Raw genomic sequence first — 16,624 nt, 5'->3', positions numbered from 1 at the left:
AATCCGCCGCATAATCAAACCAACCAGATGAGCCACATCCTCTCTTAGATCAGAGCGCCATCTGTCCCAAAATCCCTGACGACGGACAGTCCGGATCATCTCCCGGCAGGGCAACGATGCTGGAGCCGTTTAAGAGGCGGATCTCTTCTCTCGATTGGCCATAGTGCACTTCAGCCCTTCGAAGGCAGCCCACAACCTTCGTTCGCAGAGCGCTTGATTGGCGGAAAGTTGGAGAGACCAGCACGATGCGAAACCCCGGGTTCGTGCGAGCCGTGTAGGCCGCTCGAGCCGCGGTAACGGTGCTCTTGCCGGATTGGCGGCTAGCCACCACACAGATCCGATTTGCTTGAGCCTCCATGATTTCAGCTTGCCAATCGTCCAGCTCAAGACCCAATGCCTTGGCGGCCCAAAGAGAAGGGCTGGTATAGTCCTCCATAGACACCGCATTCATTAGGGTACAAACCCGCCCGACTTCGTCGGACAATTTGCTGAGTTGCCTGTCTCGATTTGCCATCTCAGGCGACCCTTGGCATCAGCCCTGCTTTCAATTCAGAAATCTGATCTTCCAGCTCCTGAATCCGGCGTTCCTGTTCGATCAGTTCAAACGCCTTCGCCTTCCGCTCAACAAGAGCGGTAAGTTGTCCGAGCTCATCGGTACTGATCTTTCCGTCCGCAGCCAATCGCTCGTAGTGATCGTAGGCCAGCCTGATGTCTTTGGCATCGTTTACTGGAAACTGCTCGAATGTGATCAGGCATCCCCTTCTAGGGGGATAGATCCGGTTCAGCAGTGTCTGGGCCGCGGAGATGTCTCCACATTTGGCAGCAGAGATAACAGCGTCGATTATGCCTTCTGCATCCTCAATGCACCTTGCATCCAGCATTGCGCGCACTTGTCGACCGATTGGCGATTTTGCGGGACCTGGCTTTCCTTTTCCAGCCATGGTTACCCCCTATGTTAGGTTAGTATTGCTGACCTATAGTAACACAAACCTTGTCGCGCGGCATAGCGTCAGTTTCGGGGCACATAATTCGGGCCTACCACCGAAAGCGGACGTTCGTAGTCATTGCAGCGAACGACAGCTGCGAGCCCAAAGAAGACCTTGGATTTGTAAGTTCAGGCGGCGAGCTTCGAGCTTCACGAGTGTTGTCTCTCAACTGACTTAATTGGCTGGTTGAAGTATTGCGGATATTTGATTTGCCTCGCAATCCAAGGCATCGACGGAAACCGAGTCAGAAACGCCAAGTGATCCTTAAGCCGCCACCGAATTCATCGCCGTTTGTATTTTTTTGGAAGACAACCCCCGCAGAAGCATCGACGGACGCGTTCACGGTCGTTGCAAGACCCAAGCCGACGGAGATTGCGTTCTCGCCTCGATGGGTGCCGACAAAAGACTGAGAAATGCCCGGGGACGTGGCAAAGGTCGCGTCAATTCCGTGTGTCTCGTCGGATGCAGCAAGAAAATCGTGTTCATAACGCATGAAGCCAAGAGGCATTAGACCACCAGCAAATGCCGGCCCAGTCACGTTGATGCCTACGCTTCCGATCAGACTATCCGCAGTTGCATTGTCTACCGCCAATGCGGTTGCCAAGTCGCCATCTTCAGTAAATCCGTTTTGTTCATAGCGAGCGTAACCCAGACCGACCTCCGGTGCTAGATGCCAACCACCACGTGATGGCAGGGCAGTGTATTCCGCGCGCGCAGCAATCTCGTATGTTGTATGATCATAGTTTGCCGTATGACGATTTACGCTTGAGCCAGTAACCGCGTCCCGGGTCGCGTCTGTGTCACCCCATGATACACCAGCCATTCCTGAAAAAGACCAATTCGTCGACTCCACCACGCCGTACGCGCCGATGCTGAACGCGTCAGAGGAAAAGTCGAGCGTATCGGTCGAGGTTGTGTGATCTGTCATCGAATAGGTGCCGTAACCAAGATAGGCGCCAAAGCGGCGACGATTGTCTGCCCAAATGTCGGCTCCGAGGATGAACTGGTTAAGATCATAATCAAACCCTGCTAGCCCGCCATCGGCATCGACTTGCCCTCTGGTCAGACCAGCATCGAACCAGACATTCCGGCCTTCGTCGGTCAATCCCTCGATACGGCCATTGCCGGTGGCGCGCCCATTGGCGTTCGAAAGAACCATGTTGCGGCGCAGATCGCTGTGCTCCAATGCGACAGTCATAAAAGAGGCATAGGCTTCCGGGTGCAGCGTGCTGACCTGTTGCAGGGAGTTGTAAGGAAGGCTTTGACCATTGGACGAGACCAACTGTCCAAGGTTTTGGGTATTTGTCGTCCCAGTTGCGGGTCCCAAGGTGTTTGTCACCGTGTTCGTGGAAATCACCCCACCGCCGGGTGCTGTGATCGTTGTGGTTACAGTTTGGGTCGCGCCGCCGCCCGACGGCGTGGTAACGACCGTAGTTGTTGTCTGATTGCCTGTATTTGGATTGGTGACAACGGACGTGGTTGTTTGAGGTGTGTAGGTGGAGGTGATGAATGGGTTATTTGTTAATCCGACGTCTATGAACGCTATGTCCACCTGATCGTCTGCGAGCGGGTCGTTCACGATGGAATACAATAGATTTGCCGGGAGCGTTGAACCGGCGGATGCCAAGTCCGTAGCCGTTGGAGTGCGCGGCCTCGCATCGTAGGCTGCGGTGGTGCCCGGAAGTCCGATTGCCGGATTATTCAAGGCAACAGTGTAGATGCCGCTTACGCCGCCGGTCACATAATCTGCGGCACCGGCATTTTGGTCAGTTGCGAGTGGCACGAAAAAGACAGTGTCGAACCCCGTCAGACTTGGTGCAGTTCCTGCCACATTGGTGATCAGTTGCCCACTGTATCTCGTTGTTCCCGGAATGCAGCTACCCCCAGAGACCGAGCACTCGCCGGAGGGACTAATCCCGATGCGTACATTGTTGTCACCCGAGAACTGCGCTTGTTCTGCGTTCAGTCGTAAGCTTGCCAAACCCGGCGCGATGCCAGACGCAGGAGGCAATGCCCCAAAAAGGTCGATCGTGCTGTCGTTTAGTTGTGCGGCCATTGGCCCACTCGGGCCAGAAAAAGACCCAAATGTGGCCAGCGAGCGCAATGTGCCGCCATCGACGTTCAGAGTATCGAGGCCAGAGTATACCTGCGATCCAGCGTCCAGGAACGTTCCAGCATTCTCCACAGAAAGCGCAGACAAGTTGTCATAAAAGTCGCTTTGAGCACTCAGGCCGGAGATGTCCAACGTCCCTTGATTTATTGCAATGTTGCTTGCGCGCAAGCCTGCGCCTACATCCATCAGCGTTGACGACGAAACGACTGTCGTGCCCGCGCGCACGTTCACCGTTAAATCGTCCGGCCCCGTCACAGAGCCGGCAACGGCAGAAGCCCCACTTTCGAAGCGCAGTGTGCTGTTTCCTGCGAATGTCAACGCGCTTGCGGCATTGTTGGAGTCCTGAACACGAAACTTGGCGCCCGTTTCAAGAAGGATAGAGCCGTCAGTTATCTGAGGATCGGTCAATTGTAGCTCCGTCCCCGCACCTTCAAGGCGAAGCGTACCCCCCGTGATCTCAGAGGAAGGCGTAGCGGAGCCGTTCGACTTTGTTAAACCCAGAACCGAGTTGGATCGAAGTTGTAGCTCCGCACCCTGACCAACGGTCAACCAACTATCAAGAAACGGCTCGATGGTGGTGCCGACCAAGTCAAGGCGCGCCCCGTCTGCAACGTCGACAGTAAGCGGCACACCAAATATATGGTTGCTTCCCAAACGCAATTCGTTTGTTCCGCGTTCGGCTCTGATGAACGCAGGTCCGCCATCCGGCGAGTTCATTGAAAGGCGGGTTCCATCCCGAAAAATCAAATCGCTATTGCGAAGCGTAAGTCCACCGCCACGCCCGATACCGGCTGCGCCAAAGCCGAGACTCAGGTTGACGATCTGACCGGTCTGAGGACCAGCAGAACTTACCCCGTCCCGGATCGTCAAAGAGGTGTTCTCGAGCGTTAGTCGATCAAACAACAAAGTCGCTTGAACGTTTCCGGGGCCCGAAGGCGGATCGCGGAATGCAAACACGTCCAGGGCCGTTTTCCCTCCGTCGGTTCTCGTTGACCCAAAGAAAACATTCTCCCAAGAGCGATATACTGATCTGGAAAATGCAATTGATTCACGGGTTCGGAACCCCCCAAGTGCAAGCCCTGACATCGTGTCTGAGTCCCAGACCAGACCATCAAAGCGGCCAATGACGGGGTCCACAAAAACATCTGCAGCGCCGAGTGTACCGGTTGAGGTATTGGCGAGCGTCTCCGCGCAACCAAGGTTCAATCCTGTACCAGTGACGGCACTGCAATACCCTTGCGCCGCGGCTTCGCCACTAACACTAAACGTCAGGTAAAGCGCTGTTGTGCACACTAAACAAGCCTTGCGTCGTGGTGCGAGTTGTTTGTTTTTCATATTGCCTACCTCTGCCAGCGATGCGTGCGTGGCGCTAGTTACCCTCAGGAACCCAACCGCAATACGTATAAACCTGATAGATCGAAGTTCCGTCATCAAGCCCGTTGACAACCAACATGCGATTGTTGCTCAGGGGTGACAGCACCTGACGGTATTCATACGACGAGCCGTCGTAAGAACACTCAAGATCGACAATTTGCAGAGATGTCCCGCGCAGGGCCTGAACTTGCGCATAGGCGCAATCCGCGTCATCCGATTTACGACCTTCATCGTCATAGATGACATATCCTGCTCGAAGATCGCCATACTCTTCAGAGATTTGTGCACCATCTTCGCAACTCAGGCCTTCTGGCACGTACAGGCCTGAAAAATGAACACCATCTGCGTTCGTTGGGCCGCACAGGCAAACCAGACAAAGGATAATCACGGCTTGGCTTTTAGTGTTCATTCGGAGGTCGTCCTCTGCTTCATGAACTTTGAAACGAGCGATCCCATTAGAGCAACAGCCCCTGCGAAGGTGAAAACCCAACCAAGGGCAAGGAGGTGGAAATGCTCCTGCAACACGCCATCTTCATCGACATAAGAGCCCTGAACCGCATATCCGGCCCAGAGCGCAAGGCCCAAGCCAAGCAATAAAAGGGAGATGAGTGTCAGCTTTCTCATGTGGCCTTACTCCGTTGGCATAGTTTGGGTGGCGCAAATCATTGCAGCGCTCTGGCAATGTTTCTCACGCGGGTCACTCCCACTCAGCGGCAGTTGTTCGCCATTTTTTCTCTTCGCTGTCCCAAATGCTGGCTGCCGCACAAGGTGTCGGATTGATACCGCCGCATTGCGAACCGTGGACGTCCGCTAGAAGGACCTTGCTCGGTCCCAGATCTGCCAAGTCCCAGCCCTGGTTCAACAAGGAATAGACTTTATCATGCACGAGAAAGTGCGACATGCATCCACCTGTTCCACAGTAAAGCGATGCGGCTGTCGAACAGGCGAACCCCCGCTCGTTCAGCACCCAATCGAGATATAGATCGCCGTCCAGATCGACCCGGTCAACGGCCTTCCATTCGAGGTAGAAGGTGCCATTGTCGAACTCTGCGCAAGCTTGTCGGGCGGATTGTACTTTTTCCTGCAACTGTTCAGGCAGATCGGACACATCGGCGGCCCTTGCCGGTGTGATTAAGGCAAGCCAGACTGCAATCCAAACCCCGAGACTCCTCAAGACTTTGGCCGTTCGTTTCTGCGAGCGTAACTCTGCCAAAGCATCAGTTACACTTGTCATAACGATAATCCCCGTATTCCAACCAGTCCGCTCCCGCATCCCGGAAAATCAGGGCTTCTGATCTGTCCTCACCAAGAAGCGCAACAACGAACCCTTTCGGGGCTTCTGCATTGCCAAAGTAACTGTAGGCGGTCATGGCCCGCGTCACCTCACCATTCACGGTGAGCAATGCATCCCATTCACCGTCCGGAGAGTTCAGGATCACGTATTCGATCTGGCGTTTCACGGCGCCGCCACCGCAATAGACTACGCCCTCCGGAGCCTCGGTGCTCGCTGTCTGCTGTGTCGCCCCGCCACAGGCAGACCTGAGCGACTTGATGGCCGCGCTCGAACCCGCCAAATCGAAGATCCCATAAGTGATGTCCTGATCGATCATAGAAAGATTGACCGAGGCATTTGCTGCCAATTGATCCAGAACGAAGCCGTAATCCTCCGCACTGTTGAACAAGATCTCGACGGGGTAGTTGTCGACGATCTGAGTGTTGGCGTTCTCTGGTCCGATCTGGAAGGCACCTGCTTCTGTCGTTCCATCCTTCATGAAACGGATCGATAATCCCTGCTTGGCCACAATGTCTTCGCTATCCTCATAGCCCGCGGGCACAAAACGGATACGGTCACATTGAAGTTCAAGAGTTGAGTCGCTGGATTGAATGAACGCATTTGCCGTCGGTCCGGCGACGAAAGTCCACTCTGCAAAGACTGGCGAGGCGATGAGGCAGGCTACCGCAAGGGCCAATGATATCTTACGCTTCATTCCTGTTTCCTCTCTGTATCAAAAGCTAGCTTGGCAAATGTCCTACGCCGCCGGCGGACCATACGCGTTGTCCCCGTCTTGCGACGGCCGGGTCAGCCACCAGATCATCATGACCGTCAAGACCAATTGCAGCGCCCAAACCACCATCATACCGGTCGCTCCGAGAAACGCCGCTGGTCCGCGTAGCACCTCTGGATCGTCAACACCACCTTCCAGTACGGTGAAGACCGCAACGCCGCTCAGAAGCGCAATCATGGTCGCAAACCCCAAGGCCATTGGTAGAAGAAGATACCATCCGGGGCGCCCGCTGTCGTGCAATCGGCGCCAGCCAGCAGCCAGCATTGGCAAAAAAATCGCAACTTGAAACAAGGGATTAAAGATACCCGTGCCTTCGCCGGTTTCTGGGTTGATGCCGAAAATTGCCCCGTCCAGGATCGAAAAGATGATGTTGCACAAGATAACGAATAGCACGAACCACCAGTATTCCGAACGAGTCGCCCGCCCCGAAAAAACGACATACTTCGAGAGACAGACCTTTATCGATTGTACAAATCCCATATCAAGCGTCCTTATCAGTGGCTTTGCTCATGTTGCCCCGTTATTCTTTAGTTATTTGTTTACGGGTCAAGCCATCGGCCACGGATTGTTCCGTCGCCTGACGCGGCTAATCAGACGGAAAATGCCGATGTTTTCAACGCGCAATACGTTGACCTTCGCCATACTCATTGTGGCCGGAATCGCATTCTGGGCTGGTTCTGAGATACAGAAAGCCACCTATGTCGACCAATGCCTTGATCTGGGAGGGGGGCGAAACCCCGGCAACCATCCGATATGCGTGATCAATGCCTCAACAGCGCCGCTTCAGCTTGGTCCTATCCTCGTAACAGCGCAGGAAGTGATTAGGGGCGAAATACGCGAAGGTCCGGATGGCCAGTCTCTTGTCGAGCTAAGCCTAAAGCCAGGCGCTGCCGCTGCCCTTGCTGCATTCACCAAGGAATCTGTGGGTGGTTCGCTCGACATCAGAGTGGATGGAAACCTGCTTCGCTCGGTGAACATCATCGAAGGCGTCGAGGGAGACCAACTGATCATTCCTTTGACCAACGCAGACGCGCAGTCACTCTTCAAAAACCTTGGGCTGGTCGGGCTGTGAGCCAGGATTTGCATCTAAGTGGAGACCGGCGATTGGTCCAAAGTCAGCTGAGAAGCGCCAAAATGCTGCTGGACCCGCGGAGAGGATCGGCGGCTGTGTGATGTCGAGGTGTAAGTCTGGGCCAAGATCTGCGCAGTCCAACTGAATGGACTTCGAACAACCCTCAAATATTGCACGCGCGGCGAAAGTCCGGTTTCACAGGCAATAGCGCAGCAACGCGCAGAGCAGTTGAACGGCAGGTTTGGGTTCAGTGCGGTCAGTGCCTTGTGCTAAGTGGATGGCGGCTCTGTCCCGCGTAGCGGTCACTCAGACAGAACCCAGCGAACGGCTGCTCTGAGCCCAAAGCAGACACCAGTATAGATTTCTTTGTCAGTTGCCCCGCACTTTTGCCCAGTAAACGGCGATCTGTATCAAGCAGGATTGCGGTAGTCGGGCATTAATTCACCACTGAACATCCTGGGCGCTATCTTCTCATAGGCATGGGCAATGCGGAACACAGCCATGTCATCGTAGGATTGACCAATGATTTGCATGCCTATCGGCATCCCTTCGCTGCTCAAAGACACGGGGACATTCACCACCGGACACCAGTTCAGCATGTTCCACGGAATCGTAAACGCAAGAAGGGCGAACGGATGGATTTTCTGTCCTTCGATTTCCAGCCCGCCGACGCTGAGATCGTAGTCAGCGGGAACGTGTGGCGTGGCAAGAGTCGGGGATATTAATGCGTCAAAACCGTTGTTGAACACACCTTCGTAAACCCGGCGATAAAACTCCTTGATGATGCCCTCATACGCAGCCATTTTTTCAGGTCCGTATTTCCCGCTACCCGCAGCTTTCACCACCGACGCGGCATAGGGCGTCATGATATCAACTTGATCGGCCATGCCGCCAAGTTCTGGTCCCAAGGGGCCGGACAGACCGAAATTCTTGAAAATGTCCGCAATCTCATCGGCTACAAAACCGGGGGCGATCTCAACCTCCTCGACCGTTGCACCAAGGCTCTCAAACCGCTCAATCCCAATCTGCATGGCCGCACGCGTATCGGCGTGGAGGGGAAGCAGCCCCAAACCCGGTGTATAAGCGATCCGCATGCCCCTGATATCGGGGTATTCAAGCGGCATCTCCAATGGTGGCAGAGTAGCCGGTTCGTAGGCTTGACCAGCCATATTGTTCTGCAACATCGCCATGTCCTTGAACGACCGTGCAAGAGGACCTGTACCCGCGATGTAAAGGAGGGGCGAAGTGCTCGCCACGCGCCCGGCTGGCGGTTTGAAACCGTAAACCCCGTTAAAGGCAGCAGGGATACGAACCGAGCCGCCCATGTCCGAGCCGGTCGCAATAGTGCAAAGACCTGCAGCCAATGCGCCGCCCGAGCCACCAGAAGAGCCGCCAACTGCGTATTTCAGGTTCCAAGGGCAACGGGACACTCCCCACAAACGAGACCAAGTCACACCATTAAGATAAAACTCCGGAACCGTTGTCTGGATAGACAGCACCGCGCCTGCTTCTTTTAAGTGTCGAACAATGGTGTCGGCATGATCCATCTTGTTGTCTTTGAGTACGGCTGACCCCTGAGTGACAATCCATCCTTCGTCGTGATGTTCATCCTTGACCCCGACCGTAATTCCTTCAAGGCTCCTAGCGGTGCCATTCATCCAACGTATTTCGGAGTCCTTCGCAGCGGCCAACGCAGCGTCAAAATGGGTATAGGTGACGCAATTAACTTTATCGTTAACTGCCTCATACTGGGCAATCTGCGCCTCCAGAACTTCAACCGGCGACAGTTTTCTGCTTTTGTAGAGGGGCAATAATTCCGACGCTGTCATATAAGCGAGTTCATTCTGCGAAAAACTGGCTGCAAAACTCGGACTTGCACCAAGTCCAACAATCGCTGATGTGGCCATCAGCCCGCCGACAAATTCGCGACGGTTGACTGTATTTCCATTGTTGATCAGATCGTCTCCAGACACTTGAACGCACTCCCAATTTATCGCCCCTCTTCACCAACACTTTACCGCCAAAGCCTTCCGGCAGGTCAATTGAGATTTTCATATCTTTGCGTGTTTAAGATGATCAAAAAATTTTTGACGCTAGCATTCCGTGGGCACTCTGGGCGGCACATTGTCGAAGGCACTGTTGATGCCTACTCAAAAAGGTCGCACAACCTAAATCTGACAGCCAACTCAACGGTAGTGTAGACCGAGAAGGACAATTTCCTTTAGGGAACGACCTGTTTTTCAATTTGTGGACGGTCCTGCAATGTCTCGCCGCCATGCCAGGTGCTCGTCGGAAAAGTTTCCACCTTCGAGCTTGAATGACCTCATTAGTTAATCAGGGTCGGCACCCGTTTCCAGCGGTCTTGTGCCAAGCCTTTGATCAACCCTCGGATGTTACCTAACCCAAAGTTAGAAGGAAGCATCGGCCCGGCGATCTCTTGACGATAATAGCCCCGACAGCCTCTAGAGCATTTACGGCGCGTCGTCTCGCGGTACGCTTCTCGATACCCGCCGCTTCGAACAATTTGGCGTCAGCCTTAATCCATGTCTGACCCCGCATCCGCATCCGCTGATGGATTGCGCAGTAGAGTCTACTGGCCGGCGGAAGATATCGGCGTACGTCCTTCATCGAAAGGATCGTGAAATCATTGCCCCTGGTTGGGTCAGTATTAGGAGGACCTTTTTTAGTACTGGACCGGGTCGCCGTTATCCGGCGCGGCACCTCGCCGGATAACGGCGGTGTTGTTTTTTCCAGTTCCTCCGGCGAAACCGCGAAGTTGGACAGGTCAAACTTTGCCATCAATCTGGTCCAGGACAGTGTCGAACATCGCCCTGCCGCGCGGCTCGTTGTACCGCTCTCCGGGCATGGTGATGGCGCAATCTACCGGCACCTCGATCCGGGCGATGGTGGTCGCGGCGCGGGTCATGATAGCCGCAACCTGTTGCGCCTCCTCGTGGATGGTCTCCGCATCACCAATCAGAACAAGCGCGTCGTGAACCGGTGCGCAGATGCGATGTCCGGCCTCTGTCACCTCACAGGCTGCCACGCGCAAGCAGTCCGCGCCATTCGCCTGCATCGGAAAGTTTTGCAGCATCCGGTGGTTGCGGAACTTCTCGCAACGCGGCTGCACTGGCCATCCAAGCCGAGTCTCAATATCCTGTCCGCAGGAACCCATTTCGATGATGCCCTCCAGCCACGCCCAGAACACCGGATACGTATCGCGGTGGGCGTCGAGCAGACGCATGGCTTCTTTGACCGACTTACCCGTTTGATGGGCCAGAGACTGCGCCCCGAGGCCATAGTTCACGCCGAGTATGACCGGCTTCATAGCGTCGCGGACGGTCCCGTGGGTCTGCCGGGTCGCGCCCTGCGGGGCGAGGCCAATGCTGATAGCGAAGGACAGGTACGGGTCGGTCGCATAGGCCGCCCGCATCTGCGGGTCACCACTTAGACCGGCGGCGATTGCGATCTCCTGCGATCTCCAGTCGAGATAGGCGATGGCCTGTCCTTCGGGCGGCACGATGAGGTGCCGTATCCACTTCGCAGGCCCAAAAACCGACTTGGTGGTCGACGGCGCATTCCGGCTGGTCACGGTACCGAAGGGCGAGATCGTCGTTCGATTTCGCCCGTCGGGGCCGACGGCCAATTTGTTCAGCTTCAGCTTGTCTAGCGTAGACCGCAGTTCCCGAAACTCGGCGAGTTGGGGATATACAGCTAGCATCCCTTTGACCGTATCCTCGTCCATCTTCGCCCGGCCCGTCTCGGTACGTGGCCAACTCAAACCTTGTTGCTGGGTGAACGCGTCGAAATTGGCGAAGCTGAAAGTGCCGTCTGCCCGGTAGAAGCTAAAGCGGTCCATCTGCTGGATGAGGCCTAGCCGGATGTCCTTCCAGCAATCTGTCAGGCATTCCCAGAGCGTCGTGTCGATAGGCACGCCTTCCCACTCCATCCTGGCGACCGCGACCATGTAGCGGCCCCTGAACAGCGCCTGTGCGAGGGTGATATCGCCACCTCGGGTGATGAACGGGGCCAACCGAAACAGGAGCGGACGCAAAGCATCCACGTCGCTTTGACAGTAGTCGAGGATGGCCTGGCGCTCCGCCTCGTCCCAGATGTGAGTTTCACGCTCGATGATAATGTCCCGCATGGCATCCTTGTATTCCGCGCCGGCGGTTGGGATGCCGAGGGACATAAGAGCAGATAGCAAGCCATATCCATTCGGCGACGGCTTGCGGCCGTTCATCAGCGCTTTGTATTCGACGTAGAGATCAAGGATGTTAAGCGGTGGCGGCCAGCCGAGGTCGAGGAAGCATCCTATCTCGGCTGAGGCGTAGTAGCAGACGACCAGAGCGTCGTCGTCGAGGGAAAAGGGAGCCGTCGACAGTCCCCTCAATTCGAACTCCCACATGCGAAGGAGGCGGTTGGTGCGCAGCTCCCGCGCAACCATGCAAACAACGCGGGGGCAGTGTCCCGAAGGCGAGCGGAATTCAAAGTCCAGCAGCCAGATCTCCCGGAAGCGGTTGAACCCGTCGATCACCGGGCCAAGCCCTTGTGGCGGCGGACGGCGGGATGGTCAGCGTTAATGATGATGCCATCCGTCCCGAACCCGCGCTGGAGCAGTTCCATCATACCCTCGCGGCCTTGATCGACTTGACCGGGCCATTTGACCTCACCAAGTGCCTGCTGGTCTTCTGCTTCCTTGACGAGATATCGGCCCTCCGCCCGCATAGAGGACATACGGGTCCACGCCTCTTCTCCCGACTTAACGGCACGAATAGCCGACTTGTGCCACTCGTTGTCAGACGTAGGGAATGTCGGCAAGAGGTACACCTTGCCAGAGATGGTCACGAGAAGTCGCAGAAGGACGAGACGCGCCTCGTCATCGGTGATTTCGGTTTCTTCTGGCGTTAGGTGTTGCGCCAGAAGATAGCGTTCCTTGTCGAGACCGTTGTCCCCGTCGATCTCAAAAATTCGTCCAATGAACTGCCATACCGGGTGGGCGCGGAAGTACTCGAACCTCTTTGGCTTACCGATGCTGACCTCGAAGTAACCATCGGTCTGCGCGGCCTCAAACTCCTCTACTGGGACAAGAAAATCATCGAGGTTGAAGGGGCTGGCGGGTTTCTTTGAATTGGTTGTCATGCTTATTCTCCTATCTTGCGCCTTAGGCCGCTATTCGCCCTTCGATCCATTCGTTGACTTCACTCTCGAACCAACCAACAGAACGCAGCCCGATCTTCACGGGTTTTGGAAATGTCGGGTCGTACCAGCGGCTTTTGGGATTGATGGCTTCGTAGATTCCGCTGCGGCTTTTGCCGGTGCGGTCCTCTACGGCAGGACGGCGAAGGATTCGGTCTGGCATCTGCAATACCTCACTGATGGTTATCGGTACTGCGAAGTTGTCAGGGTTCCCTGCCGCATCGGAGGGGCCAATTAATTGGTAGGAGTTTTTCGGCGGCGAATGCCTAGGTTCTGGACAGATAAAACGCTCAGACCTCAACGGCAGCGTCTCACCAGCAGCAGACGTTCGGAAAAATTGCTATTATGACCGCAACGCGGACAAAGCTGCCAGCCGTCGCTGCATCACTTGGACAAGAACGCGGTCACAAGTCTATTGAAGTCTTCCGGGCATTCGCGAGTTGGCCAGTGGCCAGCAGAGAGCACTTCCAGCTCTGCATTCGACATAGTCGCTGCCGCAGTCATTACGTCAGAGAGAGGAACCAATGCATCGGCGTCGCCATGAATGAAAAGCGCAGAGCATTCGATATCCGGTAGGTGTTCAGTGAAAACCGTGTGCAACCTGCGGAAACCCATCTCGCCTCGTTGAAAGCCTGAAAATGCCTCTCCATTCGAACTGTCAGAAAGAACTTCCTGCACTTCCGCTGAGATTTCCGGCGTGACTTTGCTTGGGTCTTTGAAGATTTGCTTCAGGGCTACATCAAGCAGTTTCGGACTGCGCCTCATCGCAGCGAAGCTCCAGCGGTTGAGCGGTAGCCATGTGAGCAAGTAAGTCAACTCGTGCATTGGGCCGCGAGGCGCCACGCCAAAAGTCGATACGGGTATGACCTTTTCAACTCGTTCGGGCTGATGGACCGCCATTGAGAGGGCGGCGCCGCCTCCCATAGAAATACCAACAAGAGACGCACACATGATTTCAAGCGCATCCATAAGGTCGCTGAGCCAAAGTCGAAGGTCTGAGATGGTGTAGTTCCTACCAAATTCTTCGCTGCCGCCATATCCTGGCCAGTTCACAGCGATCACATGATGTTGCTTGCCCAGTTCGGGAAACAAAAGCCGCCATGATAACGAAGCGCAATCGAGCCCACCACCGTGCAGGAGGACTACTGGCGTACCTTCATTCTCTTTACCGGCTTCAAGGAAGCTTGCACGACCGTGTTGGAAGTCGGTCCACGAAAGGGAAGGCAATGGCATTTGATCAACTCCGTAAATGTACAGAAATGGTATGGGAGACTTACCCAACAAATACCCGATATCAGCACAGGCATAATTTGATCGCACCATTTAACAGCAATCGAGAGTGGGCCTCCAATGGTTCAGTGACACCACATGTATCCGCTTGTCAGTTCGCCATTTATTAGCATGACCCGGCAAACCGGGCTTGCCTCATACTCACCAAATTGAAAGGCTCGAATGCGATGTCTTACCGAATTGCCATTTTTGCTCAAGGATCACGCGGCGATGTACAGCCATACGTTGCCCTTGCCCAGCGATTGGTTGAGCGTGGTCATAAAGTCACTCTTGCCGCGCCGGATGACTTTGAGGGTTGGATCAAAGCCAAAGGGTTAACTTTCGCGGCGATGGGCACGAATATGCGGGATCTATTGGCATCGCCTGATGTACGAAAGACGCTTGCGGGCAATCCTCTTGGCATGCGCAAACTCTGGAAATCCGTGGCGGTGCCGATGCTTGAAGCCTCTCTCAAGACGCTTTGGGATGTTGGACAGAATGCTGACATTCTGATCCATCACCCTAAAGTGGTTGGCGCCGCTGATGTGGCCGAGGTAACCGGTGCGCCAGTTGTCGTTGCCTCGCCGGTGCCGATTATTCCAACCGGAGATTTTCCGATCATCACGATGACACGCAACCTTGGAGGCATGCTCAACCGGTTGACGTGGGCACCTTTGCGATGGGCCCGGCGATTTTATGGTCGGTCATTGAAGACATGGCGAGAAGAAACGCTTGGGCTGTCAGATCCCTTTCGTCCGCGAGATGGCACCGACCCCTGGTACGGAGCGGACTTACGGCTCGTTGGAATTTCGCGCCATGTTATGCCGTGTCCATCAGATTGGGATGCCAAGACCGTTTTGACTGGGTATTGGCACCTTCCACGGGAGACCGATTGGTGCCCCGACGCGTCACTTGCTGCCTTTCTAGGAAAAGGGAACGCCCCTGTTTATTTCGGCTTTGGTTCAATGCCTGTCGAGGATCCGCACTCTGCGGCGCGCGCAATCTCCGAGGCCACACAGGCCGTTGGTTGCCGCGCCGTTCTGGCCGCAGGTTGGGCGGGACTTGGCGCAGAAGGCTTGCCGAGCCACGTCCATGCGATCAGCACAGCACCACATGACCAGTTGTTTCCATTGATGTCTGGCGTGGTGCATCACGGAGGAGCCGGAACGACTGCCGCCGGTCTGCTGGCGGGCCGTCCAACCCTGATTTGTCCAGCCGGCGTGGATCAACCTTTTTGGGCTGCGCGCGTTCAAAAATTGGGGTGTGGCCCTTCGCCATTGCCACTCAAAAGCTTGTCGGCTTCTGCGTTAACCAAGCAGTTGGAAGAACTTGTGACTACTTCCTCCTTTGCCTTGAACGCCGCCAACGTCAGTCGGAAACTATCAAAAGAAGACGGCGTTGGAACAGCCGTTTCCATAATTGAAGACACAATGCATATACATGCCGGTGACCTACGCTAAACTTTCTACGCGACAGATAATGGTCTCCTTTGGGCTCGATGCAGACGTTCAACCAAGTCGTTAGAAGGTCGGCTCTGCGGTTGAAGCCGCCGATAAGTCAATTTGTTGGGATGTATCACAACGGCCGAAACCAGGCCTTCGACGTGTTCTCGTAGTGCTGCGTTTCCAGGCCGCTTGCCGGACATTCGCTGCTAGAGCGTAGTGCGCACGGCATCTGATGACCGGATAGCGGACTAAGCAACGATTATTCCCATCAACTATTTTGCCTATTGTCTGCGACCACCCGTCGATTGACTTACGATTTGATAGCTCGTCTATTTGAGGGATCCGAGATCCAGTCGGCAGGCAGCATTCACATCAATCTAATTGAGCGACGAAGAGTACCATGCATGATCAGCAATCAATCCGGGAACACGTCTGCACCAGAGGAAACCCTGCCCTTAGTGGATGCAGGTATTACGCACGTAGTTGGGCCTGAAATAGGACAAAAACGGTCAATCCCGCTACGAGCACTTTTTTTGATCATTCCCGTTTCGGTCATGTTGGGAGGAGTGTTGGGCTTGTATTTCCAACCACCCGGTTTGCGTGCATTCTTTTCGGTTACCGGCCTTCAACCCGGTGCAGGAAGCGATACGCCAATCGCAGTCGCGGTAGAGCAAATCGAAAGCGGTGCAAAGGTTTCTGTAGAGAGTGAAGGCGACGTGCTGGCGCTGGGACGGCTGATCCCAAGGGGGGATGTCGCAAGCGTATCAATGCCGTTCGGATCAAGTGACGCCAGAATCGAGACTGTTGAGGTCGAAGTGGGTGATACCGTGACACGCGGAGACGTGATCGCTGTTCTAGACAATCTGTCTCAGCTCGAAGCCTCTTTTGAACTGGCTCAGGCCAACGTTAAGGCGGCTGAAGTCTCGCTGGACCGGTCACGCGCTTTGAACCGGGCGAGCCTAGAAGAAGCGCAAGCGTCGCTGTTAAGCGCAGAAGCAACAGCAGAGACTGTCTGACGTCAGCACCAATGGGACAGTTTAAGTAGATTTGATAAGAGAGGGTTTCTGGCTCATCGTAACCGCCAAGGAGTGGAGATGAGA

16 protein-coding genes are annotated in these 16,624 nt (G+C 55.1%); 3 read left to right on the top strand and 13 right to left on the bottom strand.

Annotated elements, in window-relative coordinates:
• Positions 1 to 49: 49 nt before the first annotated feature.
• The 8 genes from ACR0MV_RS21435 to ACR0MV_RS21400 form a co-directional block, all read right to left on the bottom strand.
• Entirely contained in the window at positions 50 to 436 is a 387-nt protein-coding gene (locus ACR0MV_RS21435) for a hypothetical protein (protein WP_480703701.1), read from the bottom strand.
• A gap of 79 nt (positions 437 to 515) precedes the next feature.
• On the bottom strand, positions 516 to 941 hold the full coding sequence (locus ACR0MV_RS21430) for a hypothetical protein (RefSeq protein WP_480703700.1): 426 nt from the start codon (positions 939 to 941) through the stop codon (positions 516 to 518).
• 289 nt (positions 942 to 1,230) lie between these two features.
• Positions 1,231 to 4,434, bottom strand: coding sequence for an autotransporter family protein (locus tag ACR0MV_RS21425; RefSeq protein ID WP_480703699.1), 3,204 nt, complete (start codon positions 4,432 to 4,434; stop codon positions 1,231 to 1,233).
• A gap of 34 nt (positions 4,435 to 4,468) precedes the next feature.
• Positions 4,469 to 4,882: a hypothetical protein gene (locus ACR0MV_RS21420; protein ID WP_170555317.1), complete on the bottom strand. Its 414-nt coding sequence runs from the start codon at positions 4,880 to 4,882 to the stop codon at positions 4,469 to 4,471.
• Positions 4,879 to 5,097, bottom strand: a complete 219-nt coding sequence (locus ACR0MV_RS21415; RefSeq protein ID WP_170555315.1) for a DUF3955 domain-containing protein — start codon at positions 5,095 to 5,097, stop codon at positions 4,879 to 4,881. Before ACR0MV_RS21415 ends, ACR0MV_RS21420 begins: the two co-directional genes overlap by 4 nt.
• 73 nt (positions 5,098 to 5,170) lie before the next feature.
• Positions 5,171 to 5,581, bottom strand: coding sequence for a hypothetical protein (locus tag ACR0MV_RS21410; protein ID WP_170555313.1), 411 nt, complete (start codon positions 5,579 to 5,581; stop codon positions 5,171 to 5,173).
• 109 nt (positions 5,582 to 5,690) lie between these two features.
• Positions 5,691 to 6,461 (bottom strand): hypothetical protein, encoded by a 771-nt coding sequence (locus ACR0MV_RS21405; RefSeq protein WP_170555311.1) that lies wholly within the window; start codon positions 6,459 to 6,461, stop codon positions 5,691 to 5,693.
• 42 nt (positions 6,462 to 6,503) lie between these two features.
• Positions 6,504 to 7,019, bottom strand: a complete 516-nt coding sequence (locus tag ACR0MV_RS21400) for a DUF805 domain-containing protein (protein WP_170566516.1) — start codon at positions 7,017 to 7,019, stop codon at positions 6,504 to 6,506.
• Positions 7,020 to 7,146: 127 nt separating this feature from the next.
• Here ACR0MV_RS21400 and ACR0MV_RS21395 point away from each other — a divergent pair, with 127 nt between their 5' ends.
• Positions 7,147 to 7,611 (top strand): hypothetical protein, encoded by a 465-nt coding sequence (locus ACR0MV_RS21395; protein WP_170555305.1) that lies wholly within the window; start codon positions 7,147 to 7,149, stop codon positions 7,609 to 7,611.
• Between the two features lie 410 nt (positions 7,612 to 8,021).
• Here ACR0MV_RS21395 and ACR0MV_RS21390 read toward each other — a convergent pair whose 3' ends face one another.
• The 5 genes from ACR0MV_RS21390 to ACR0MV_RS21370 all read right to left on the bottom strand — a co-directional run bounded on the left by ACR0MV_RS21390 (position 8,022) and on the right by ACR0MV_RS21370 (position 14,043).
• Entirely contained in the window at positions 8,022 to 9,584 is a 1,563-nt protein-coding gene (locus ACR0MV_RS21390) for an amidase (protein WP_480703698.1), read from the bottom strand.
• Between the two features lie 812 nt (positions 9,585 to 10,396).
• The gene (locus ACR0MV_RS21385) at positions 10,397 to 12,148 is read right to left on the bottom strand and encodes a DNA polymerase (protein ID WP_480703697.1); all 1,752 of its coding nucleotides are present in this window, start codon (positions 12,146 to 12,148) and stop codon (positions 10,397 to 10,399) included.
• Positions 12,145 to 12,753, bottom strand: a complete 609-nt coding sequence (locus ACR0MV_RS21380) for a hypothetical protein (protein ID WP_480703696.1) — start codon at positions 12,751 to 12,753, stop codon at positions 12,145 to 12,147. Before ACR0MV_RS21380 ends, ACR0MV_RS21385 begins: the two co-directional genes overlap by 4 nt.
• Before the next feature lie 22 nt (positions 12,754 to 12,775).
• Positions 12,776 to 12,973 (bottom strand): helix-turn-helix transcriptional regulator, encoded by a 198-nt coding sequence (locus tag ACR0MV_RS21375; RefSeq protein ID WP_480703695.1) that lies wholly within the window; start codon positions 12,971 to 12,973, stop codon positions 12,776 to 12,778.
• A gap of 221 nt (positions 12,974 to 13,194) precedes the next feature.
• Positions 13,195 to 14,043, bottom strand: coding sequence for an alpha/beta fold hydrolase (locus ACR0MV_RS21370; RefSeq protein WP_480703694.1), 849 nt, complete (start codon positions 14,041 to 14,043; stop codon positions 13,195 to 13,197).
• A gap of 224 nt (positions 14,044 to 14,267) precedes the next feature.
• Between ACR0MV_RS21370 and ACR0MV_RS21365 the strand changes: the two genes are divergently transcribed.
• Both ACR0MV_RS21365 and ACR0MV_RS21360 read left to right on the top strand, forming a co-directional pair.
• On the top strand, positions 14,268 to 15,539 hold the full coding sequence (locus tag ACR0MV_RS21365) for a glycosyltransferase (RefSeq protein WP_480703693.1): 1,272 nt from the start codon (positions 14,268 to 14,270) through the stop codon (positions 15,537 to 15,539).
• Between the two features lie 560 nt (positions 15,540 to 16,099).
• Positions 16,100 to 16,540 (top strand): hypothetical protein, encoded by a 441-nt coding sequence (locus ACR0MV_RS21360; protein WP_480703692.1) that lies wholly within the window; start codon positions 16,100 to 16,102, stop codon positions 16,538 to 16,540.
• Positions 16,541 to 16,624 lie beyond the last annotated feature (84 nt).

The organism is Ruegeria sp. BC3, from assembly GCF_056539265.1.
This window is presented reverse-complemented; position numbering and strand designations above follow the sequence as displayed.